Below are 24,200 nucleotides of genomic sequence, written 5' to 3'. Positions count from 1 at the left end.
AAGACCGCCTTTCAATAAAAAACTTTCTATAGTTTCTCACACCAACACGGCCTATTAAGTCGACACACAGCGCATAAAACAAAACTTAAGGTAAACCTAAATAAATTATCGAGCCCGGATCACCCAACAACCACGCTCCTAGACATCAAACATCTAATTAGCACCCACAAATTGGCACATATCGAGCTAACACCACCCTTTCAATACTCTAGACATATTTAGAGTTTTTTACAGGGCTACACCCTCCCCCAACCGCCAGACAAACAAGATCATAAAAACCCAACAATAAAGCTAAAAAAGTATCAGATATAAACCCTACCTCCCTAAAAACCAAAAATTAAAAACAGACAAAGATTAAGTGTTTTTAATTTTTTATTAGCCGCAGCACAAAATTTGTGATTACATACTTAAAGGCTATTAACTAGGCGCTTGCTAATTTACGCGCCTTAGAATTAAGCCCTTAAAAAATATAATAATTAAAACTATTTGCATCAGGCGTTTGTCCAATAAACACCTCACAGAAACAAAAAGTCAAAGCCATGCTGTTTTTTGTTTGGATTTTTATATTTTTATGACCCGGTCTTTAACTGGGAAGTAACTTGTTTTGTATTAAGTAGTTGCAAACAAATAAAAATAACGAAAATAACTCTCGGAGTTACGCAATGAAAACATTCCATAGAACTATTGCTGCAATAGCAATTTCTTGCGCACCGGCCTCACTCATGGCAGCCGACTGGGACGCCTATCCAGTGCCGGCAAATGCCGGCGCAGGAAAGGTGTGGCAGTTACAACCTCAATCAGATGAATTTAATTACAACTTTAATGCAACCTCCAACGCCGCAACCTTTGGCGGAAAATGGACCAATTTTTACCACAATGCATGGGAAGGCCCTGGGCCCACTCGCTGGCGCCGTGAAAACACCTCAGTAGCAGGTGGTAATTTACAACTTAAAGCAACACGTGTTCCTGGTGAGACCAAAAGCTTTGAAGTTGACCTAGACTTAGATGGCGTTGTGGAGACTCATACAACACCGGCAACACGTGCAGGCTGTATTACGTCAACAACACGTGTTCAATATCCAGTATTTGTGGAAGCACGTGTAAAAATTGCTAACGCGGTTATGGCTTCTGATATCTGGCTACTGAGCCCAGACGACACACAAGAAATCGATATCCTTGAAGCCTACGGTGGTAAACAAGCCCGTAACGACTGGTTTGCACAGCGTTTACACTTAAGTCACCACGTGTTTATTCGCTCGCCCTTTCAAGATTATCAACCTAAAGATGCCAGTACTTGGTACACAGGCCCTACAAAGCGTTACTGGACTGATTCATGGATTCGTATTGGTGTGAACTGGGTTAGCCCTACCCGCCTTGAATACTATGTAGACGGCCAACTAGTTAAGGTAATGGACAATCTACAAACTGTTAACGGTAAAGACGGTATTGACCCGCTTAATTACACTAACGGTACTGGTTTGAACAAGGCCATGGATATTATTATCAACATGGAAGACCAGAACTGGAATGCAGCTGCTGGTCGCCAACCAACTAACGCAGAAATTACCAACACAGCCAACCACACCATGAAAGTTGACTGGCTGCGAGTATACAAACCCGTTAATGCAACAACCCCACCACCTTCAACCACTGTTCCACCAGCAGGCGCTACTTCTCTACGTATTCAAAACAGTAACCGCTGCGTAGATTTAGCAGCAGGTTCAAGTGCTAATGGTGCAGCCATTCAGCAGTGGTCTTGTAATTCAAACAACAGCAACCAAGACTTTAACTTTGTTGCCAAAGGCGGCAACTGGTTTGAGATGAAAACTAAGCACAACAAGTGTGTCGGTATCGCAGGTGGCTCAACAGCCAATGGCGCAGCTGCTCTACAGTGGGATTGTTTTGGTGGCAACTTATTCCAATTCACACCTGTAAATAAAGGTAACAACTGGTACCAGTTAAAAAATCGCCAAAGCAATAAATGCTTACAAGTTAAAAGCTCTTCTAACGCTAACGGTGCAAAACTAGAGCAGTGGACGTGTAGTAACTCTGCAAATCAGTACTTTAAGTTTGAATAAACACCTTCTAGCTTAATACGCACTATAGAAACCTAACACGAACAGTGTTAGGTTTTTTTATGCCTGCCGATCAGCTATACCATACTAGGCCTGCTTGCTTTAGCTAGATATTGCACCTACTCTAGCCCACAACTCAACCCGGCCAGAAACCATGAAAGAGTGCAATCAATGTGGAAAATGCTGTATTAAATACAGTAACGGCCGCCTATCTGCGAGTGAGCAAGATATAGCAATGTGGGACTTACTGCGCCCAGACATAATGGACTATGTAAAAGATGGGCTCATTTGGTTCGATCCAAACACAGGGAAAGAACTCAAGCGCTGTCCTTTTTTAGTGGCTATAGAGCCAAACACGAACAGCACAAGCCTAAGCAAATATGGTTGCAGTATTTACCATGACAGACCAGAAGACTGCAGGCTTTATCCAAGCAATATAGAAGAAATGCATAACGACGAGTGTGAAATGCTCGAAGACGCAGACTTAAAAAACAAAAAACAAGCTCAACGTAAATTACAAATCATTATGAGCGATTCACACTCTTAGCGGCATCCCTATTTCCCTAAGGTTGATAAACGACACCTGCTGCTCAAATACCTTAATTCTGAATGACCGTAGAAGCATGTTTGAGGCATGGTAAATCAACAAACCCGACAGCCACTGAAAGAAGTTCCCAACACAGCTATAAATTTTATTGATCTATAGCAAGCAGACGCTTGTAAGCACTTAGCCTACTGCAAGATGTGATTATGATAACAAAGGCAAATCACAAGAGGCGGCTGTTAGAGATGGATATAAAAATAAAACAGTTAGGTATTGCCGCAACAGCGCTCAGTTCGCTGTTGTTGCTAAGCTCGATATCTAACGCAGACGATAAAAAACAATACGAGCGAAGTGATTCCAATCCAACTTTAGAGGCATGGGCAGAGGAATACCCAGACCACCTAGAGATGTATTTGGAGATGAAAGACACCAGTAAACCCACCGAGTTTGGTGGTAATGTTCCTTACAGTAAATTGATCCGCTTTCCTCAGCTCACCGAACTATGGGGCGGTTATGCTTTTGCCCACGACTTCAATGAAGAGCGTGGCCACTACTACTCCCAGATAGACCAATACGAAACCGGACGTAACAACCGCGAGTTTTTAAACGGTGTGGGTTTGAAGAAATTTAAAGGCCAACCCGGTGCTTGCATGAATTGTCACAGCGGTTGGGTTCCTGAGTTAGTTCGAGAAATGGGCTGGGAAGATTTTAACCGCACTCCTTATTGGGACACCGTTGCACATCTTGAATCCAAGCACGGCAAAGGCATAAACGGCTCAGAAATGGGTAGCACCTGTGCCGATTGCCATACCCCAGATGATATGAGCCTACGTGTCACTCGCCCAGCTTATATCAATGCGATGATGTCGCGTGGTTATGAAGCCGATGAGCGCTATGGCATTAAAGCCACTCAGGCAGAAATGCGCAATCACGTATGTGAGCAATGTCATGTTGAATATTACTTCAAAGGTAAAGACAAGCTGCTGACCTTCCCCTGGGACCAGTGGCCTAAAGATCGCCCTTTCAAAATAGAAATGATGGAAGCTTATTACGACAGAGTGGCAGCCAGCGGCGAGTTTGCAAAAGACTGGACACATAGCACCACCAAAGCGCCCATGCTCAAGATGCAACACCCTGAAGCTGAGATGACCTCATCGGGCCGCCACACTCGCGATGGCGTTGCCTGCGTGGATTGTCATATGCCCAAGAAGATAATGAATGGCGAAGAAGTGACCGACCACAATTTAGACTCGCCTCTCAATGACTTAGTGGCATGTAAATCGTGCCATAGCTCGCAAAACGAAAGCGACATCAGGAAGATGGTGCAAGATGTTCAGCGCCACACCTCGGGTGAGCTAAATCGTGCAGAAGTTGCCATACTGGCATTAATAGGCGATATCAAAACCGTACGCCAAGAACTGGCTTTACATAAAGATTTTAGATCCATTCAAGACCAAACCGAGCGTGATGCAGCTATTTCTAAAGCAATAGAACCCGCCCTAGACATGCATCGTCGCGCATCGATGCGCTGGGACTTTGTAGGCGCAGAGAACTCAACAGGCATTCATAGCCCCAGAGAAGCGTGGCGCATACTCGATGACGCTGAAAAACAAGCACGAGAAGGCCAGATTAAATTAAACGAAGCGGCCAATAAATACGGCATTAGCTTTAGGTTAACCTCGAAAGGTGCGATCCCAGTAGCACCACCGGTTCTGCATCCGGGCAACATTGTTGGCTCGGAGCCTCCGCCAATTACGATGCAAGCAGATAATCAATGCGAACGTTAATTTGTTAACCAATTAATTGACGGGTCAGGAACTTACCTCTGACCCGCATCATTGAGATAAAAATTATGAAAACGTGGATCCCCGTAAAGGAATTTAGTGCAACCAACCGTGTTGTACACCACCTATCTGCATTTATGTTTATAGGTGCTCTATTACTAATGGCTTACGACAAATACTTTGGCTCATCGGATGCGATGAAGCTTCACCAATCTTTTGGTATGGTTGTATTCTTTTTGTATTTTGGCCGTATTGTGTTGATGGCTTGGTTTGGAAAACCAGAGGCACTCGGCACCCAGCTAGAAAAATTTATGGCGCATATGGCCCATCTAGCCTTGTATGGTATCTTGTTATTAATGCCTCTGACGGGCTTGTTAGTCAATGTGACTCGCGCCTTAGATACCTCAGTCTTTGGCCTATTTACCATTCCAGGCTTTGAAGAGCGAAATATGCAGATGTACCTAATGATGTTAGATGTGCATTCATTCTTAGAATATGTCTGCTATCTATTATTACTTGCTCATGTTGGTGCGTCTATGTTCCATCACTTCATTTTGAAGGACGACACAATGAGACGCATGTGGGGTAAAACCGGTTAAGTATCAATAAGCTTAGGCAGGCCGAAGCAATCAACCTGCCTAAGCTTTTTCTTCTGACTCTTCCTTTTAACTTATTGTTAAGCAATTAACGTCGTTATCAATTACATTTCCTTCTTACTGCGCTTGCTACGCAGCTACAGCCTGAGTAATAGGCTTCACAAATTCTAGCGCGCCCGCTCATATTAACGGCAATAGCCTTGGTGTTTTCTCACACTCCAGCTTTAATTACACAACTAAAGATGTAAGCCCAGTTTTTATAGAATCAAATTAGTTCAGAACAACCTGCACAGATAGGCATAATTGACTAGAGAACTTAGTTATATACCCAATCGACAAGGCCCACCGTTGTGTAGCTGTTATTCAGTGGCGCTGCTCTATCAATTTTATAGAATATTTCATTGTAGATTTCAGGGCTCAATACGTGCTCGTAACTAGAAACATCTTCAATATCAATAAGTGTCGTTTCATAATATCTAAGGGTTTGCTCTTCATTGCGATATTCTATGGGAAGCACAATATTCGGTATCACTCCAGCCAACGGCAAAACATAGTTTCGTGTCGATATCTTATCAAAGCCGTCTTCCCATGATTCGTATCTAACCAATACATCTTGTCCAGTAAAAGCATAATCATAAGTGTTATTTGTTCCGCTATGCAGTTCAAGTACGGTATTTGGATCTAAATCTGGTTCTATGTATTCAACAGACCGTGAGTGACCGGTAAGCGGTACGACTACCTCCCAAAAACGAACAGGCACCCCTCGACCAGCAGCGTCGAGCGCTAAATAAGATGAAAAATAATGGGGGCGTACTGCCTCATGCACCAATATTGATGCACCGCTTTCTTGAGATGCAGTAGCGCTAAATGTATGGCGTGAATCAGAAACATAGTGGATATTATTGTTAATAGTAGAAGACGGTGGTATTAAAAAGGCTTCTCCTGCATCTGCTACATGAATATAAATACGTTTTTCGTCATCTGCTGATTGCGAAGGTGTGTCAATAACATGGTAATTTAACATGTTCGAACTACGATCAAAATCGTAAGCCACAAGTACACTCTCCTTCCCATGTTCGTTCAAACACACAAGGGTCTCTTCAAAGGTCGCCACTTCTGACGTCACTGAATTAGATGAATAAGACAGGTTAATTTTTTTGCCGCTGTGATGACTTGGCCTTACCTCTACGTGATAGCTTTCACAATCACAGCCATCGGTACTGCTGCTATAGCTATTCCATACACCGTAATCTCCGGCCTGGGGATTAACAATAATATTGGCATGGATAGCTCCGTTGTCATTTTCAACAATCACTAAGGTGTGTACTGCCTCCCCTAGATCAGCAGTTGCAAGACCTGCTTCATCGGCATGATCTCGCTGAAGAATATTACCGGAGTGATCGTACTGAATAAGCTCAAAAGTGCTAAAAGGCCTTGTAATGCCACAATAATTCGTGCGCTTTTGAGAAAGACTGATGTCAAAGATTGGCGATGGCGATGGCGATGGCGATGGCGATGGCGATGGCGATGGCGATGGCGATGGCGATGGCGATGGCGATGGCGATGGCGATGATGACGAACCAGAGTCTCCTCCGCAACTTACAAGAAGTAAAAACGAGAAACCGGCCACGAGTATTTTTCTCAAACGAGAACGGCAAAATACATCCATATTATTTCCAAACAATGCGCTAAATAAACTGATAAATACACTATCGACGAGCTAGATCATGCCATTGAAAAATCAGGCAACAGCATGCAATTATGCATTATGCTCTTTTTTTAAACAACACCACTTAGGTGTAACTTAAACCTTGCTCTGTAAAATAAAAGCACTTAGGGCGCCTAAAGATAGATGGCAGCTTCAGTGCTTCTTACTCTGGCTCTGTCAGAACGCAGCTGAGCACGAAATACTTGAGATGCTCATTGATATAACAACAAATTCGGAGGGTTGTGAAGGCGATACAGAGACCGTCAGCATTGATGCTCAATTAAGTTGTAGAATTTGATGGCCTGCAGAAACTTACTCGCAAGATACTTGAAAAAACTGAATCATTAGTGAGAACAAGCCAAGTAGATCCCTCAGCTTGGCTTGTTTACTACGAATAAAAAACAATACAGAGGAAACAAATATATAGATATTAGAACAATAACGTCTTTAAATTTTTCTGATCAAACTAAGGCCATCTGCAATTTGCAGCATGCTCATATCCACACGACTATCGTTGTGAATCTTTTCATTTAAATCACGAACAGCTTGAACACTACTTTCAGGAAGCATATCTTTCATCGCCTCACTTAAAGCGTTGTAATCAACGACGGAGCCAAATAACAACACATTATCGATTGCGATTAGCCCTCCTTTTCGCAACAGGCGTAAGGACAACTCGTAATAAGTATCGTAGTTATCTTTGTCTGCATCAATAAATATGAAGTCATAAGAACCTGCTTGTCCATCTTGCAATAAAGACTCTAGTGTTTCTATCGCTGGAGCAAGCCTAAAGTCGATTTTATAATCAACTCCCGCCTTCTTCCAAAAAGCTTTCGCTTTTTCAGCCCACTGCTCGTCAACATCACAAGCAACCGTATAACTATCATCCGGCATAGCCTCAGCAACACATAAAGCACTGTAGCCAGTATAAACACCTATCTCTATGCTGCGCTTGGCACCAATAAGCTTAACCAGCAGGCTCATAAACTGCCCTTGGGTAGCCGGTATCTGCATAATGGATGAAGGGTCTTTATCCGTTTCAAACCTCAGCTCCTTTAATACCTGAGACTCGCGTAGCGATGTGCTCTGCACATATTCATGCAAGCCCTCTAAACATCCCTTTTCCATCTTTTCTCCAAACGTCTTAATTGAATACAAAGTACAAATAAGGTTTCAATAAGCAACTTAAGGCTTCCTTATCGTATTAACCGTATTAGTTAATCGCGCTCACAATGTGGTTTCTTACAAGTTCAACTGAATCTTTATCATTCCCTGCGACCGCAACCAGCAACTTGCTATGCTGCTTAGATATCTCTATGCATTTAACTACCACACGGTTGGATTTAACATTACCGTAGATACCGTAAGCACTCTCTTGTTGGTTTTCCAGTTTAATCGCTTGCAGCACATAAGAACTCTGAATATCACACGCCTCTTTAGATTTGTTTAGATCCTTTATCCATGACCACAACTCAGGTGGTGTTTCCGATGCCCAAACATGCCCCGAGATTAAAGCAAACGTACACAGTAAATATTTCATAGCTTCCTTCTTATTTATACAGCTTAAGGTACTCATCATTAGGGTATGAAGTAGTCTCCGCTCAAGCTGCTTGTATTACACAAATTATTAACTAGATAAACATAATTGAAATGAGCACTCTATTCAGCAATAGCCTAAGTTTCATTTTTCTCCATAACTTCTGCCAAGCCCAAAGCCCCTTGGTTCTTTAACTGCTTTATAACTGCAAACCGATCCTCTTTTGAGCGGTTCTGGCTCAGCTTATACTTGCATTGAATGTCACTGATTTCTATTTCCACACCAACAATCGCGTTTAATAACCTAGGGTTAACGTCTACTTGCCAAGGCTGCTCAAAATCCGCTTCGTATTTATTGCTTAAAGTACACAACAAGTGCTCTAGCCTTTCAGGGTTTCGGAAGGTCTTACACTGCCCATAAATATGCGCAGCTTGGTAATTCCATGTTGGCACCCCAGAATCGATATACCACGAAGGGGAAATATAACCGTGTTCACCTTCAAAGCTAACAAGGACTTCCTGCCCATCGATATCATTATACTGTGGGTTTTGTAAGGCTAAATGGCCAAGCAAGAAACGTTTATCCTCTGACAATATAAACGGGACATGTGTCGAAAACAGTCGACCTTCAACTGTCGATATCAACTGAGCAAAAGCATTGGCACTAACAAAATCAAGTGCCTGCATTCTGTCTGTTATTTCAAAAGCACTGGGGATATACATAAAACCTCCTGTTAGCATTAACACTTGTACATTAGGTGCGGGCATAGATGCATAACCTATGTATCTATGCCTTCGCGCTCACTACTTTTTAACTGAACGAACATCCATAATCGGCATTACCCCCTCGCCCATCATGGTTGTAGGCAACTTTCCATCCCATGCTTGAGCTTCGGTTAGCTTTACAATTAATGGGTTATTTTTAAGTGCCTTAGCCTTGGCTTCAATCGCTTGAGCCTCCGCCTTACCTTTTAACAAAATTGACTGTGCCTCTGCCTCAGCAACTTTCAAGATACCTTTAGCTTTAGCATCGGCAGTGTTCACAGCTCTTAGAGCTTCAAGCCGCTGCCTTTCAAGCTTGTGCTCTTCGGCCGCAGCGAGGTTCTTTTCAGTTTGCTTAATTTCAATTGAGTTGATGTACTTTTGGGGTAATAGAATGTTTTCAATCTGAATATTATCTACCACCACTGGAAAGCCTTCCATTTCTTCTGTAAGCCTGCGTTCGATTCCCTGAATGGCAGAGGCGCGATCTTGTATCAACTGCTCCGCTTCAAATTGCGGAATCGTATCTTTTGTTGCTGAACGAAAACGCGGGTCCAATATTCTTTGTTCAAACTGATTTAAACCACCGTATCGTTTAAACAGGTCAAGAGCAGCTTCTTTATTTACGGTCCAGTTAACCGACACTTCTATGGTCACAGGCATTTGTTCTTTAGTGCTTGAGGCCATTTTTTCGGCATTTTTTCTAGTTCTAACTTCGATCATTTCTACCGTTTCAATAAAAGGAATTTTAAAATGCAAACCAGGGTTTTCTTGATCTTTAGCCTCACCAAAGCGTTTAATCACACCAACATGCCCCTCGACTACGATGTAATAAGAACTCATTACAGCAATCACTATTAAAACAAGAGGCAGGAGCTTAAGTGCGCTTGCCGGTGTTAGTAGCTTCTGAACATTCATATTTTTTCCTATTTCCCTAATTTTATTATGTATTTAACACGCTTAATCTGTGCGATAACAGAAAGGCTTAAAATAACACAAGTCAATATACACAACGAATACGTAAAAAGAGAATGCTCATATTTACTCAGGTAAACCCATAACAAGCTGATAAGAATAAGACTTAGGCTTTATAGACCGCTGACGGTTATAAAGCCTACAGAGCTATTTTTTCGGCACAACAACCGCTTGAGACCCCACCAAGACAGGCTTACCGCCATGTTCACGGGTGTAGAGCTCAGCATCGTGCATTGAGCTGAACCAATGATTCGGGTAACCCGATCGACGCAAGGCTAAACAGTAATGCACTTGCTGATCAGACTGAGCACGACTCAGTGCTTTACGGCATTGAGCCCACGAGTCATAAGCCATTTCGTATGCCAGCATCTGCAATATATGCTTACGCTGAACCATAGCTTTATTACGACAAAGCTCTGGAAGACCAATATTTTTAAGAGTTTTAGTAGCAATTAAGCGTCTTAAGACCGGTAAAAATACCGATATAGACTCGGATTTAAGGGATTTATGAAGTTTTTTAGCTTCTTTTAACAAAAGTTCAATCACATTAGATTCAGCTTCAAAGCTAGATTCAAATGCGGAAAAGGCTTCAGACCTTGTATTAGATTGAGATGTTTTATCATTGTGCATATCGCCTCCAAACACCGGTCTACTCGCTATCGACCTGAGATGATATGCAAGCATATGCTTGCTGAATTGTATTTGGCACTTGCGTTTTTGCGAGGTAGGCGCCCAATAAGCCTGAAACAATTATTAAATCTTTGGCCCTATTCTGTCAACTAACTCCCTTGCAATTTAAATCCCAAGCTTGACACTATAAATTACCCCCCCCCATAGTACACCACATGGTTAACTATAAAGATGAACAACTGACAATCATCTTCTCGGCTTTATCCGACCCAACTCGAAGGGCTATGTTAAAGCGCTTAGGTGATAAAGAGATGCCAGTAGCAGAACTGGCTGAACCTTTTGATATGACAAAATCGGCTATAACCAAACATGTCAAAGTGCTTGAGAATGCCAAGTTACTGCAACGAAGCATTCATGGAAGAACACACTACTGCAAGTTCAACCCAGAGCCTCTAGATCATGCTTCACAGTGGATGCGTTTCTACAAGGTATTCTGGAATAAGAAACTAGATGCCCTAGATGATTTTTTAAACGAACAAGAGTAAAGAGCGTGGCCGAGCCCATCACTGAAACACTGGAAATAGAACGCTTATTTAATGCCAGTATAGAGAAAGTCTTTGACGCTTGGACTCAAGCAAAATTAATAGCAAAGTGGTTTGGCCCTGAAGGTTTTCATGTTGTTGAATCAGAAATAGATTGTCGGCCTCAAGGAAAATACAGTATTACCCTCAACTCCCCAGACAATAATACAATTAAACACTTTGGTGAGTACCTTGAGGTTAACAGGCCAGAACAATTAATTTTCACATGGATGTTAGAAGACCAATCTTGCAGTGGTAGCAAGGGCCAAAACGCACTTACCGTAGTTGAAATAACATTAAGCACTCAGCAGCAACAAACCCTATTAAAACTAAAACATGAAAAACTGCCAAATCAGGCAGCGCTAAACGGTCACCGCTTTGGTTGGACAAGTAGCTTTAACGGCCTAGAAAAGTTACTTAACAGGCCCTAGCACGAAGAAAACAGCTAAGAGAGTAATCAAATAAAAAGGCTTTATAGGTCTTTTTATTTAAACCAATAGTACACCAACTTGTGTACAAACAGGAAAGACAACATGCACAGTATACTTCATAAAATTGTGATTGAAGCGTCAACAGATGAACTCTTCCAAGCCATCAGCAGCGAAAAAGGCCTATCTAAATGGTGGTCTAAAACAAACATTAATGCAGAGCAAGTGAGCATCTTTTTTGGCCCCAATGATGAACACCAAGTGCAAATGCAGGTCCTTTCATCTATTCCTGGTCAAGAAATTATCTGGCAGTGCATCTCTGGCCCCTGGGCTGACAAAGGAGAGTTTATTTTTTCAATCACCGAACACGAGCGTGGCTCTTGTCTCGATTTTGCGCATCACGGCTGGCAAGAAGCAGATGATTTCTATAAACACTGCAATGCTAAATGGGGTTTCTTTTTTACCGTTAGCTTAAAGCAATACTTAGAAACAGGAAAAGGCCAAGCCCATCCTAATGATCCTAGTATTTAGTAGCAGCACCGCGACATAGCCAGTATGTGTCGCGGCTGTCTCTTAGCCTAGATGACTTAAGATACGTCCCTGCGTGCGCCCTACTTTTATCCCTCCCTAGGCCTTAAGCTCGAAGTTTATTTCCCGCTATCCACCTCACTTACACTCTTATAAATAAGCCTTTGCGCGCTTAGCATTAACTTCGTGTTCGATCATTTTAGCTCCCACCTGATGACGCGCCCCGTTTTCATAACTCAAAAAACAGAGATCATATTGCAACGACAATGCAGCTATAGATCGGCAATAAAACGCATTTAAAGAAACCGTTTGCACTTTGCATGCCCCAGAAACGCTGGGCCTTTGCGATTTGCAAAATGCGAATCATATTTCAAACGCACGCTGGAAAAAAACCAAATAAAAACCCATAAGCCACTGTTTTAATTGACTTTTCATACAATGGCTCAGTTCTAGCAACGATACCCAGTGTAGGTATCAATAGCCCTTGCCGCCCGATACAGAAATAGTCTCAGGCGCAATAGATGGGCTCAGAACAAAGTTAAGCAGAGGTGGGAATATGAATATTTGCATTTTAAAACCAGAAACAAGTGCTCAACGCTACGTACATATTAAGCTATCAGGTGAATTTGATGCTGGAGGCTGTAAAGAAATCCGAAAAGAGCTTGAGCAACTCGTCAGTGATCACGTAGGTAAAGAGCTCGAATTGGATTTGTCCCAAGTTAGTTTTATCGACTCGTCGGGCATTGGCGCCATCGTTTTTCTTTATAAAAGGATGCTAGAAAATAATGGAGGAGTAAAACTAAAGAATGTTCACGGCCAACCTAAAGAGCTTATTACCTTATTACGAGTTGATAAAGCTATCCATGTTGAGTGGGCTCAAAACCTTGGAAATAGCCAAATGGAAGCTCAGTCATGAATCCCTTACACATTCTTTTGACTCTAAGCTCAAGCAGCTTATTACTGGCGTGTACTTCTTGGCCTGAAGAAGGTGAAGGCGGTTTTGCTGAATATCATACAGACCAACTAATTAGCGTTGAGCATCAACAACAAATAACGTCAAAGCATGGCCTTAGATTTGACTATAGCTTACTAAAAAATCAGTTGGCCTTATTAGAATTACAAGGTGCAACATACTGCTTTCCCGCCGCTGTAGACGATGCACAAAAGCTAGAGAAGCGGATAATCCGTGAGCTTTCTGGACAACTGTATGGTAGTGCAGAGAGTTCAATTATCAAACAGCGATTAGCATTAACAACACTGGAGATAAAGTTAAAAGAAGTCATTAATGACTTTAGTTGTAAACCACCGATAGACAATAAAGAAGGTAATATAGCTAGCTTATTAAACATATTAAATAGCGACAACCAATTTGCTATTAACTCAAGCGAAGTTAATAAAAAGTACAAAGACAATTTAAATCATGCAGCTAAACAGCTTCTAAAGCTGAGCCAGTACCGAATTCTGATTGTTGGACATACTGATGAGAGCGGCCATGAACAACATAACTTATCGCTGTCTTATGAGCGAGCTCGCAGTGTCCAAGATTTACTTGTTACTGCAGGTATTAACCCTAAGGCAATAGACATACTTGCTTCAGGTGAGCAATCACCCAGCTATAAAGGGCAATCTGAAGCGACTCAACTCATAAATAGAAACGTTCGAATCTATCTTATTGAGGGCTAGACCGTGTTTAAACCACTTATTATATTCACCCTTATTGTTTTCTTTGCCAACCACTCGTTTGCCTATAGCCAGAGCCAAAGCAGCAATCAACAAACAGCTTATACAGTGCAGGTAGGCGATGTTATAAAAATATCCTTACCAGGCGAAGAAAGTCTAAACAGGTCTTTTACTGTTGACCGTCGAGGGTATATTTACCTACCAGAAGTGGGGGCTTTAAAAGTAAGTGGTTTAGCAGAACGTAGTTTAACCGATGCCGCCTATAATGCTCTATCACCTGTTTTCCAAGATCTATCGGCGCTCAATGTTTATGTCATAGAACGAAAAATTTTAATCACTGTTCTAGGTTATGTAGTCTCTCCAGGTGAAATTCATGCCCCTGCTGATTCGAGTATACAGTCAATATTAACGCTTGCTGGTGGCATGCGCTCTGGAGCCCAACTAGACAAAATGCAACTACGTAGAGCAACTACAGCAACAACCTTTAACTATAAAGCGTATTTAGATTCTGGAGACACATCAGAACTACCCAAGCTGCGTTCTCTCGATATATTGTTTGTTCCTGCTTCGCCCAAAATTGGTAATGTCGAAGTTGAATTTGACCCTGCAAAAATAGCCGATTCCGGCGATGCATCTAATGCCAAGAATGCAATCAAAGTCTTTGGTGAGGTCAATAGCCCAGGTAGTTTTACCTATAGAGACTCGATGACGATCGTCGACCTTCTTATGCGCGCAGGAGGAGTCACACGCTATGCAGGCGTTGAACGAATTCGCGTTATATCTGATGGTGAGCCCACACTTTTTGATCTAAAAAATTACCTTGATACAGGCAATAGTGAACTACTTCCTGTTATCAATGTCGGCTCTACTATTTTTATCCCAAAGCAAGAAGAGGCGGTTAAATCAAATGCCAGTACTGTCTATGTCATGGGCGAAGTCTTCGAACCAGGAGCCTACGAAAGTGCAAAAGGCGTGACGTTTTTAGATATCTTGGCCAATGCTGGCGGCCCTACTCGCTATGCGGAAACTCGACAAATAAGAGTGTTAAAAATTGATGGCAGCGTGCAGCGATTTGACTTAGCAGCATTTACAGAGGGTTTAAGTAATTCCTCTATGCCTGCAATCCAACCAGGTGATGCCATCTTCATTCCTGAAAAAACAGATATGAATGAGAAGTCGTGGCTGAAAATAGCACCTGATAGAGCCATTCGAATCATTGGTGAGGTCGTACGCCCAGGACGCATAGAGTGGTCAGATGAAATGAACTTACTTGATGCTCTCGCTCATGTAGGTGGTCCGGTTTCACGCGCAGATACAAGTAATATTGAAGTTATTAGTGTTGATAAAAAAGGCCAATTCAAAGCGATTGTCTTTAACTTGGATGAATTTATTAAACAGGGAAAAGCTGATAGCGCCCTACCCGTTATTTCTGCAGGTTCAACAATACGTGTACACGACCTACCTCAAGACCCCTCTGATAATAAGGCTCAGTGGGTTCGCCAATCATCCGATAAGTCGATCTATATTTTTGGTCAAGTCGGCGCACCTGGCCGCTATATGTTCACCAATGATATGAACTTCCTAGACTTATTGGCTGCCGCTGACGGCCCTACTCAAGACGCGGACATACATAACGTACGCATCACCCACAGGAATCAAAGTTATTCTAAGGTTTCCAAGCTCAATTTAGCCCAATACTTTGAAACCGGTGATGAATCATTACTGCCTGATATTAAAACCGGAGACTCAATTTATATCCCAGAGAAAACAAGAGAATGGACAGAAAAACCAAAAGAAAAAACAGTTCGTGTACTAGGTGAAGTCAATAAACCGGGGCGCTACACCTTCTCAGATAACATGACTATTTTGGATCTGCTTGCCGAGTCTGGAGGCCCTACCTCAAACGCTCATGTCAAACGTATATTGGTTGTCAATGTATCCTGTTGCGAAGACCAAGCCCGCAAGTTTGACCTCCTAAAATTTGGTAAAACCGGTGACTTTAACTCTCTTCCCGTTATACGTGAAGGCGACACCATCTACGTACCGAACCACAGGGAAAGTAAAGGAAGCAAGGCTAGGAAAATTTTAGGCGACACATTTAGGATGGTATCGCTTGCCGTCCTACTAGGCCTATAGGAGCATAAAATGATTATTGCTCCGTATAGCGCTGAAATAGAAAACATTGTCTCCTGCATCCAGGCCCAAACGCAGCGCTGCATATCCTTTACATCCGCCACGGCGAACGAAGGGGTCAGCACCATTACCCACTCCATCGCCCAGCGCTTATTACTTTCTGGCTATTCAGTATTACTGATTGATCTCAATGCAAACAGCCCTGCAGTTGAGCATGTGCTTAATGCCGATATATCAAAGCCTCTACGGCGCTCTGATACACACTCTGATATAGGTGCACCGGACTTGATTTCGCCTATTGGTGAGCAGTGCATATTCACAGGCATGACCTTACACGGTGGTAAGACCCAGCTAGCAAACTTAAGACAACCAGGCGCGCTAGAAGACGTTTTTCAGTCCTGGGCCCCCAAGTTTGATTACATCCTAATTGATAGCCCAGCTGTATTAAATAATGATCAGCTTGAACTTCCTGCTGAATACATCGCCAAGGCATGTGGAGCCAGTATCTTAATCACCCTCTCAAATATAACCACCGAATCACTGTTAAAGCAAGCGTATAAAAGGCTTGAAGCACAAGGTGTAAACCTACTTGGATTAGTAGTAAACGATAAGATGAACCCAAGCTTGAAAGATGAATTAAAGCGCCAAATTGATAAGTTCAGGCGCCTTTTTCCTACTCGCTTCAGTACATATACAAAGCAACTAAACCAGTGGCTAGACCACACCGCATTCTTCTCGATAGATGACTGATCATGATGAAATTTAGTCTACTCTTAGACCAAGGTTATCCCGATATGGACAATGTAATGTTTTCAGGAACAGAAATCCCATCCAAGCTTGGATTGCTATTGGTTGATGATGAGGAATTTAATCTAAAAGCCCTGAAACGAACACTGCGAGGACATGGCTTTAACATCTTTTGTGCTCCTAATGGTGAAACAGCATTACAGATTATGGAAGATGAAAATATTGCCATTATTGTCTCTGATATGAGAATGCCGAGCATGTCTGGTGACGAATTACTCATCAAGATCGATGAGCGCTGGCCAGAGACCTTAAAAGTAATTCTTACCGGTTACACAGACATAAGTAACACCCTAAATGTGCTGCACCATGCAAGTATCTTTAGGTACATCAGTAAGCCTTGGGATGATGAGTTACTGCTCTCCACTTTATTAGAAGCCTCTGCCATTTACTGGGCAAGGGTCATTGATTTTTACTTCGAAAAATCTACTAAAAAAGAAAACATAAAACTACAAGATGCCAACCAGCATTTAAAGGAATCTGTTAATCAGAGCCACTCCCAATTAAAGAAAATCAATGAAAAACTAAAAAGTGCTTATGAAGGTGAACGGCGCCTGCGAAAAGAACGGCAAGAAGCTGAACGCGAAAGCATAGCCAAAAGCCAGTTCCTAGCCACCATGAGCCACGAAATCAGGACTCCACTTAACTCCATTATTGCGACAAACTCACTGCTGCTTGAATCCGACCTGACTGATGACCAAAGAGAACTCGTTAACCTAAGCCTTAATGGAGGCAATATATTACTGTCTCTTATTGGTGATATCTTAGACTTCAGCAAAATTAACGCTGGCAAGCTAGAGCTCAATGAAAGCTGGTTCAACATTATTGATGTCATCGACGAAACATGCGAGCTACTAAGCAGCCAAGTGATCGATAAACCTGTTGATGTGGCTGCTGTTATTCATCGCCATACCCCCACAGAAGTTTACGGAGATGAAACCCGAATACGACAAATCATAACTAATTTGATTTCAAATGCGCTCAAATTTACTGAGGCCGGCTGTGTTGAACTCGAAATCCAATACGATCAAAGCCTATCGATAAGCATCAATGACTCCGGTATAGGCATGAGTGAACAAGATGTCACCAGTATTTTTGATGAATTCACCCAAATTGATAGCGGTAATACTCGCACACAAGGCGGTACAGGTTTAGGCCTTTCTATCTGCCGTCAACTCACCCACTTAATGGGCGGAGAGATCCAAGTGCAATCGACACTAGGGCAAGGTAGCCACTTCTGTGTAACACTTCCTCTTGAAGGAAGAAAAGAAGTAAGCTTCCCTGCGTTTAGCGGAGCAACAAGAAAACTACTGTTAATTTCAAGCAATAAGCATCTTCACAGAACCTTAAATAAGCAACTCACATTCTTTAACTGTCGCTTAGATCACGAATTAATAACACCAGAAACAGTTGATAGCAGCTACGATGCCATCCTTTATGACACGGATACCGTATGTGATTACCCTGCAGCCAACTCAAAAGAAAGCACAAGCGACAACGAATTACACAATAAAGCAAAACACCTTAAGGTAGCCCTAATTGCCAACGATGGCATAGGGCGATCGAAGCTTACTTATTCACATGGCTTTGATACGATATTACGTAAGCCTTTTCGTATATGCTCGTTGCTGAAGCAGTTAATCTTTAGCATTGAAAACAAACCTTTACTCAACACCTTTAACCCAAATCAAGAAGAAATAATCAAGCAATGGACAAGTAAGTCCAACCCCCAAGTCCAAGACAGGACAAACCATTCGCTCAATGCCTCTATTTTAATAGCCGAAGACAGCCCTTCTAATCAGGCTGTTATCAACAGCATATTGAAAAACATGGATGCTGATGTAGATATCGCAAACAACGGTGAAGAAGCCGTTAGCAGAGCCAACGAACGAGCCTACGACATTATCCTTATGGATATGGCAATGCCACGGATGGACGGTATCACGGCAACCTCCATCATTCGAAAAGACAGTATTTACAATCATACTACCCCCATTATCGCCTTAACTGCCAATGCCTATTCTGACGATAAAATCAGATGCTTTAATTCAGGCATGGATGACTTTTTACAAAAGCCTATCGATATCAAGTTATTCAGAGAAAAAATAACGACCTGGATTAAAAAAGCTAAAAATGATAATCCAGAAGAAAAAATCGATGAAGCGAACAATACTCCAACACATGAAGTAGAAGATACGCTAGAAAAAAGCATTGATTTAAAAATTATAAGACAACTTGAAAAAGACACTTCGACAGAGGTTCTTCCAAGCATTATTGATATATTTCTAAGTGAGACTAAAGCCAGATTACCGCTGATGAACCAGTTATTTGCCAGTAAGGACTGGCAAGCCTTAGCCGAGCAAGCTCATACCTTAAAAAGCAGCGCTGGCAGTTTTGGCGCAACAACACTTAGTATTATTGCAGGAAAAATCGAAGAGGCCGTTAGAGACGACGACACCACTGAGATAGAAAGTTTACAGCCCCTACTTAATAGTCATTATGAATCTTCACTAAAAGAGCTTGGTGAGATCGTTAAAAATGGGGTGTAGCCCATGCGACACGTTCTTTACGAGGTAAACGAATCTGCTTCATATGAAGCAATCAGTAAACACCGATCCATGCTTGCCGCCGTCTTAAAAAAGATGAACATAGAACATAGTTTGATTAATGCTATATCCCTATCGTTCTCCGAAGTCGCCTCTAATTTTGTTGAACACCAGCAGGATCTTAAACGACTCTGTATAACACTGTCTTTGTCGGGATCTAAGCTTATTCTATTTATAGGAAAAGAATATCATGAGCAGAGTATCAGCGAACTAAAGGCTTGGCTAAAAAAACTTCAAGATAGTAAAGACGAAGATCCTCTTTTTAATCTTGATCGAAGTGGTGGCCGCGGCGCCAGCATTGTTTACCAACTTGTCGACAAAATAAGCTATTGTGAGCAAAAAAACGCGCCCTCCTGCCCGCCCCACAGTTCAAAATCAAAGAAACCATCAGAGTACTTAGAGTATAAGCAGGGATATAAGCTCGAATGGAGTATTAAAAACTCAAAAGAAAAGGCCTCAATATTATTAGTAGACGATGACAGAGCCCTGCTACAACTGCACATGGCGTATTTGAAGCAAGACTTTACAACCTTTGCAGCCGAGTCAGTGGAAGATGCCCTGCTTGTACTCGATAAACAAACCATTGATCTGATTATTTCAGATATTCACATGCCAAACGCTAACGGCATAGTATTCAGGCAAAGTGTGTTAGAGCATAAGAACACTAGAGATTGTGCCTTTATTTTTATTTCATCAGATAGTAAAGCTGACGAAAACGCCGTGTTATCGCGTCTAGGCATTGATGATTATTTAACAAAGCCAATATCCAAAAAAGACCTTATTGTTCGCATTAACAGGACATTGATGCGGCATAAACAGCTTAAAGCCACAAACGACCTGCTTCGCACCGAGTCGATTACTCAAAGCTTGATCCCTAAGCTACCAGAAAAAATTGAAAACTGGTCTTTAGCTGCCTGTTCAGATGGCCCTCAAAGTGGTGGTGGAGACCTACTTATTGTCAAGCAGAACAAAAGAGAGACCGTACTTGTTGTTGCAGATTTGATGGGGCACGATATCGCAGCTAAGTTTTTTTCTCATGCTTACTTAGGTTATATACGGGGCTTACTGTGCGCAACAGATTGCGCTCCGTATGAGTTTCTCAATCTACTGTCTAATGCCATTTACAACGACGAGCTTCTTTCCAAATCTCTGTGCACTTGCTGCGTGATCAAACTGCAAGCCGAGGGCCTAATCGAAGTAGCGTGTGCGGGCCACCCAGCCCCAATCATTATCTCAAACAGTCGAGCTATAACCATTGAAAGCCAAGGCATGCTACCTGGGCTACTACCGGATATAAGCTACAAATCGGCTGAATACCAACTAGAAAAAGGGGAACGCTTAGGCCTATTTACTGACGGGCTATTTACTGAAGAACCATGCGGCGGAGCAAATCACGCTCACAGCGATGGCCAATCCACCGGAACTAAAAGTGACTTGGACTATACTCAAGCTAACGCGGAAGAAAAGCATAAGTACAGCAATATACTGCTTAATCTAAGGCTCTCCTTAGACCAGCCCATCAAACGCTCACTGGATTCCGCATTTAGTCACCTTAAGCGTTCAAGAAACAATGTGTTTGTTGACGATACGCTTCTGGTCCTTTTGGAACCAATGCTCTGACATGGATATAACAGCGTGAGTAAAACGCCCAGTGTACTTTTAGTTGAAGACTCGCCCTCCTTAGCTGAAGTATATAAACAGTACTTAAGTAAAGAAGACATAGCCTTATTAACAGCCACCTGTGGTTTAGAGGCTATTGAAATGGCCGAGCGCTATCAACCTCAGCTAGTCTTATTGGATTTAAAACTACCGGATATGCCAGGCGAAGACGTACTCAGCCACATAAAGAAAATAGACAATGACTGTGTTGTTATCATCATTACCGCTTACGGCAGTGTTGATATAGCCGTCGACCTCATGCGCTTAGGTGCCCAAGACTTCCTACAAAAACCCATCGACGCTGCGCGCCTATTAACAACGGTTAACAACAGCTTAGAAAACATCAAACTTAAATCCCTAGTCGCAGATTTAAGTGAAAACTTTAACCGCGATCACTTCCATGGCTTTATCGGCTCATCCATGCCCATGCAAGCGGTCTATAAGACCATCGAAGCCGCATCATCGAGCTCAGCCACCATATTTATCACCGGTGAGAGCGGTACAGGTAAAGAGGTTTGCGCCGAAGCCATTCACAAACAAAGTGCGCGCTCGAGTGAAGCGTTTATCGCCCTTAATTGTGGCGCCATTCCCAAAGATCTAATGGAAAGCGAAATTTTCGGCCATGTAAAAGGCGCCTTTACCGGTGCCTCCAGTGACCGTAAGGGGGCCGCTTCACTTGCGAATAACGGCACACTGTTTTTAGATGAAATAGGCGAGATGGACCTTGATCTGCAAACCAAACTACTGCGCTTTATTCAATCCGGCGTGATTAAAAAGGTCGGAGGTAGCAAAGAAGAAAAACTCAATGTGCGTTTTATCTGTGCAACCAATAGAGACCCTCTTACACAAGTGGCCGAAGGTACGTTTAGAGAAGACCTCTACTACCGCCTCAATGTCGTGCCAATACACCTACCGGCTTTACGTGAACGAAATGGAGACATTGTCAAAATAGCCCAACACTTTCTCAAACTTTACGCCAAAGAGGATGGAAAAAAGTTTAAGCGCCTAGGGCAAGAAGTAAAACAGCTTATGAATACCTACGCCTGGCCTGGCAACGTACGTCAATTACAAAACATTATTCGTAATGTCGTGGTACTTAATAACGCAGAAGTCGTTGAGCTAAACCACCTACCCCCACCATTAAGCCCTATCAGCAACACAGCAGCGCTCAAGCCAAGCAAGCATCAGGCTGTGCCATTGCCAAGCTCCACAGCCGAGTACGCAGCTTCATCACAAGAGTCAGATTCAGCAGGTGAGTATCATCTAGAAAACCATCAAGCTCTCAATAAGCAGCAAAACATACAGACTGACCTTAAGGTAAACGAGCATGACAAACCCCACTTCATCGTCCGCCCGTTAGCTGAAGTTGAACGAGAGACCATCGAACAAACCATTCAACACTGCGATGGGAACATTCCCAAAGCTGCCGCGTTATTGGAAGTTAGCCCCTCGACAATCTATCGAAAAAAACAGCAGTGGCATTAGCTATATGCGCTATGCCACTGCTGTTTAGTGGCTAACAGGCCCTAACAATAACCTCGTGGATTTTGGCTCTGCCAACGCCAACCATCGGAAATCATATCATCAAGCCCATGCTTGGCCTTCCAACCAATTTGAATATAAGCCCTGCTAGGGTCTGAATAACATTCAGCGACATCTCCAGGCCTTCTAGCAATGATTTTATAGGGTATTTTATTACCACTAATACGTTCAAAGGTATTAATCATATCCAATACAGAATAACCATTGCCGGTACCAAGATTAAGTGTCAAAACGCCGTGCTTATGTTTTTTATTATTAATGGCACTCACATGCCCTCGTGCTAAATCAACCACATGAATATAATCCCTCACACCCGTTCCATCTTTTGTATTGTAGTCATCGCCAAAAACCCCAAGCTGTGCTCTTATGCCAACAGCCACCTGTGAAATATAAGGCATCAAGTTATTAGGTGTGCCTTTTGGGTCCTCCCCTATTAAACCACTCGGATGAGCACCTACAGGGTTAAAATAACGCAACAGTGTAATATTCCAGCTATCATCGCTTGCACCTAAGTCGTGTAATATTTCTTCAACTGTAAGTTTTGATCGGCCATAGGGATTGGTTGCAGAAGTAGGAAAAGACTCATCAATAGGAACACGCTGAGGCTCACCATAAACCGTTGCAGAGGAGCTAAAAACCAGTCTTTTAACGTTCATTTCACCCATTACTTCACACAAGGTTAATGTGCCCGAAATATTATTTATATAATATTTCAGAGGCAACTCAGCGGATTCACCCACAGCTTTTAAACCAGCAAAGTGAATCACCGCATCAAATTTATGTTGTTGAAATACATTATATAAGGCCTGCTTATCTAGAATGTCCACTTCGTAACGAGTAATCTTTTTTTCAGTTATTTTTTCAACTCTCCTTAAAGGCTCTTCCGATGAGTTAGAGTAGTTATCAACCACAACAACCTTGTGACCATCATTAAGAAGCTCCACCAAGGTATGGCTACCAATGTATCCCGCACCACCTGTTACTAAAATATTCATCAGTGTTCTCCTATAAAGTGACATACCAAGTAGGGCCATTAGAACGACTCCAGAGATAAACCTTACGGCTCAACTCTGGAGTAAATGTCCAAGTCACCAACTCCAAATCATCGAATTCATTCGGAACAAATAAACTCAAGTTTTGATTAGTCATCTGTATAGGGCCCGAGTACAAACAGTTAGTCTCTGAATCATTACTGGGCGACTCAGGTAAACAAACACTCATTCGATCCGGCATGGACTCAGAATTAGAGAGCTCAAAGCGAATGCTTACACGCTCAAAGTTTTCAAAAAGGAAGCTATCGCTGGACTTTAACTCACTAGTGCGGATAGTCAGCACGGGGCTTGGCGTAGCGCTTGGAGCTACTGTTGGTATGACACTAGGAACTGCGCTAGGGCTAGGAGTAATACTAGGAACAGCACTTGCTGGCACACTCGGTAAGACATTTGGCTCAGGTATAATAAGGTCAGGTTCTTGTGTATTTAGCCCAGCCTCTTGGTTGGAACGTGAGCTCATATTTGCCGATTGTTCAACGGAGTCATCAGAACTTTCACCACCGCCGCCACTACCACACGCAATTAACGAGCAACATAAAGAACTTAATAATGTCTGTTTAAATAAGCTAGTCATCAC

General features: G+C 42.5%; 22 protein-coding genes. 14 read left to right on the top strand and 8 right to left on the bottom strand.

Annotated elements, in window-relative coordinates; all coding sequences use genetic code 11:
• Positions 1-662 precede the first annotated feature (662 nt).
• The 4 genes from AB1S55_RS12205 (at position 663) to AB1S55_RS12190 (ending at position 5,002) form a co-directional block, all read left to right on the top strand.
• A complete protein-coding gene (locus AB1S55_RS12205) occupies positions 663-2,078 on the top strand; it encodes an RICIN domain-containing protein (protein WP_370978460.1) in 1,416 nt (471 codons plus the stop codon).
• A gap of 151 nt (positions 2,079-2,229) precedes the next feature.
• Positions 2,230-2,622: a YkgJ family cysteine cluster protein gene (locus AB1S55_RS12200; RefSeq protein ID WP_370978459.1), complete on the top strand. Its 393-nt coding sequence runs from the start codon at positions 2,230-2,232 to the stop codon at positions 2,620-2,622.
• A 242-nt stretch (positions 2,623-2,864) separates the two neighbouring features.
• On the top strand, positions 2,865-4,406 hold the full coding sequence (locus tag AB1S55_RS12195; RefSeq protein WP_370978458.1) for an ammonia-forming cytochrome c nitrite reductase subunit c552: 1,542 nt from the start codon (positions 2,865-2,867) through the stop codon (positions 4,404-4,406).
• 65 nt (positions 4,407-4,471) lie between these two features.
• Positions 4,472-5,002: a cytochrome b gene (locus tag AB1S55_RS12190; RefSeq protein ID WP_370978457.1), complete on the top strand. Its 531-nt coding sequence runs from the start codon at positions 4,472-4,474 to the stop codon at positions 5,000-5,002.
• A 313-nt stretch (positions 5,003-5,315) separates the two neighbouring features.
• Here the strand turns inward: AB1S55_RS12190 and AB1S55_RS12185 are convergent, their stop codons facing one another.
• The 6 genes from AB1S55_RS12185 to AB1S55_RS12160 all read right to left on the bottom strand — a co-directional run bounded on the left by AB1S55_RS12185 (position 5,316) and on the right by AB1S55_RS12160 (position 10,610).
• Positions 5,316-6,668, bottom strand: coding sequence for a hypothetical protein (locus tag AB1S55_RS12185; RefSeq protein ID WP_370978456.1), 1,353 nt, complete (start codon positions 6,666-6,668; stop codon positions 5,316-5,318).
• 486 nt (positions 6,669-7,154) lie between these two features.
• On the bottom strand, positions 7,155-7,835 hold the full coding sequence (locus AB1S55_RS12180) for a class I SAM-dependent methyltransferase (protein WP_370978455.1): 681 nt from the start codon (positions 7,833-7,835) through the stop codon (positions 7,155-7,157).
• A gap of 85 nt (positions 7,836-7,920) precedes the next feature.
• Complete coding sequence (locus tag AB1S55_RS12175) at positions 7,921-8,247, bottom strand: hypothetical protein (RefSeq protein WP_370978454.1); 327 nt, start codon at positions 8,245-8,247, stop codon at positions 7,921-7,923.
• A 134-nt stretch (positions 8,248-8,381) separates the two neighbouring features.
• Positions 8,382-9,011, bottom strand: coding sequence for an FMN-binding negative transcriptional regulator (locus AB1S55_RS12170; RefSeq protein WP_370978453.1), 630 nt, complete (start codon positions 9,009-9,011; stop codon positions 8,382-8,384).
• Positions 9,012-9,047: 36 nt separating this feature from the next.
• Entirely contained in the window at positions 9,048-9,923 is an 876-nt protein-coding gene (locus AB1S55_RS12165; RefSeq protein ID WP_370978452.1) for a prohibitin family protein, read from the bottom strand.
• Positions 9,924-10,127: 204 nt separating this feature from the next.
• On the bottom strand, positions 10,128-10,610 hold the full coding sequence (locus tag AB1S55_RS12160; RefSeq protein WP_370978451.1) for a hypothetical protein: 483 nt from the start codon (positions 10,608-10,610) through the stop codon (positions 10,128-10,130).
• 215 nt (positions 10,611-10,825) lie between these two features.
• On the opposite strand from AB1S55_RS12160, the gene AB1S55_RS12155 reads away from it, so the two are divergent.
• From AB1S55_RS12155 to AB1S55_RS12110, 10 genes are all read left to right on the top strand, one after another.
• Entirely contained in the window at positions 10,826-11,155 is a 330-nt protein-coding gene (locus AB1S55_RS12155; protein ID WP_370978450.1) for an ArsR/SmtB family transcription factor, read from the top strand.
• Positions 11,156-11,160: 5 nt separating this feature from the next.
• Positions 11,161-11,622 (top strand): SRPBCC domain-containing protein, encoded by a 462-nt coding sequence (locus AB1S55_RS12150; RefSeq protein ID WP_370978449.1) that lies wholly within the window; start codon positions 11,161-11,163, stop codon positions 11,620-11,622.
• Positions 11,623-11,724: 102 nt separating this feature from the next.
• Positions 11,725-12,150, top strand: a complete 426-nt coding sequence (locus AB1S55_RS12145) for an SRPBCC domain-containing protein (RefSeq protein WP_370978448.1) — start codon at positions 11,725-11,727, stop codon at positions 12,148-12,150.
• A gap of 553 nt (positions 12,151-12,703) precedes the next feature.
• A complete protein-coding gene (locus AB1S55_RS12140) occupies positions 12,704-13,063 on the top strand; it encodes an STAS domain-containing protein (RefSeq protein ID WP_370978447.1) in 360 nt (119 codons plus the stop codon).
• Positions 13,060-13,830, top strand: coding sequence for an OmpA family protein (locus AB1S55_RS12135; protein WP_370978446.1), 771 nt, complete (start codon positions 13,060-13,062; stop codon positions 13,828-13,830). Before AB1S55_RS12140 ends, AB1S55_RS12135 begins: the two co-directional genes overlap by 4 nt.
• Positions 13,831-13,833: 3 nt before the next feature.
• Positions 13,834-15,963: an SLBB domain-containing protein gene (locus AB1S55_RS12130; RefSeq protein ID WP_370978445.1), complete on the top strand. Its 2,130-nt coding sequence runs from the start codon at positions 13,834-13,836 to the stop codon at positions 15,961-15,963.
• A 9-nt stretch (positions 15,964-15,972) separates the two neighbouring features.
• Positions 15,973-16,710, top strand: a complete 738-nt coding sequence (locus AB1S55_RS12125) for a hypothetical protein (protein WP_370978444.1) — start codon at positions 15,973-15,975, stop codon at positions 16,708-16,710.
• 2 nt (positions 16,711-16,712) lie between these two features.
• Complete coding sequence (locus tag AB1S55_RS12120) at positions 16,713-19,313, top strand: response regulator (RefSeq protein WP_370978443.1); 2,601 nt, start codon at positions 16,713-16,715, stop codon at positions 19,311-19,313.
• A 3-nt stretch (positions 19,314-19,316) separates the two neighbouring features.
• Positions 19,317-20,990 carry a SpoIIE family protein phosphatase gene (locus tag AB1S55_RS12115; protein ID WP_370978442.1) on the top strand — a complete coding sequence of 558 codons (1,674 nt, stop codon included), beginning with the start codon at positions 19,317-19,319 and terminating at the stop codon, positions 20,988-20,990.
• Between the two features lie 15 nt (positions 20,991-21,005).
• A complete protein-coding gene (locus tag AB1S55_RS12110; RefSeq protein ID WP_370978441.1) occupies positions 21,006-22,514 on the top strand; it encodes a sigma-54-dependent transcriptional regulator in 1,509 nt (502 codons plus the stop codon).
• 41 nt (positions 22,515-22,555) lie between these two features.
• On the opposite strand, the gene galE is transcribed toward AB1S55_RS12110, so the two are convergent.
• Positions 22,556-23,566, bottom strand: a complete 1,011-nt coding sequence (gene galE / locus AB1S55_RS12105) for a UDP-glucose 4-epimerase GalE (protein WP_370978440.1) — start codon at positions 23,564-23,566, stop codon at positions 22,556-22,558.
• Positions 23,567-23,576: 10 nt separating this feature from the next.
• Positions 23,577-24,197, bottom strand: coding sequence for a hypothetical protein (locus AB1S55_RS12100; RefSeq protein ID WP_370978439.1), 621 nt, complete (start codon positions 24,195-24,197; stop codon positions 23,577-23,579).
• Positions 24,198-24,200: the final 3 nt, after the last annotated feature.

The sequence above is a fragment of the Agaribacterium sp. ZY112 genome, from assembly GCF_041346925.1.
Classification (GTDB): domain Bacteria; phylum Pseudomonadota; class Gammaproteobacteria; order Pseudomonadales; family Cellvibrionaceae; genus Agaribacterium.
This window is presented reverse-complemented; position numbering and strand designations above follow the sequence as displayed.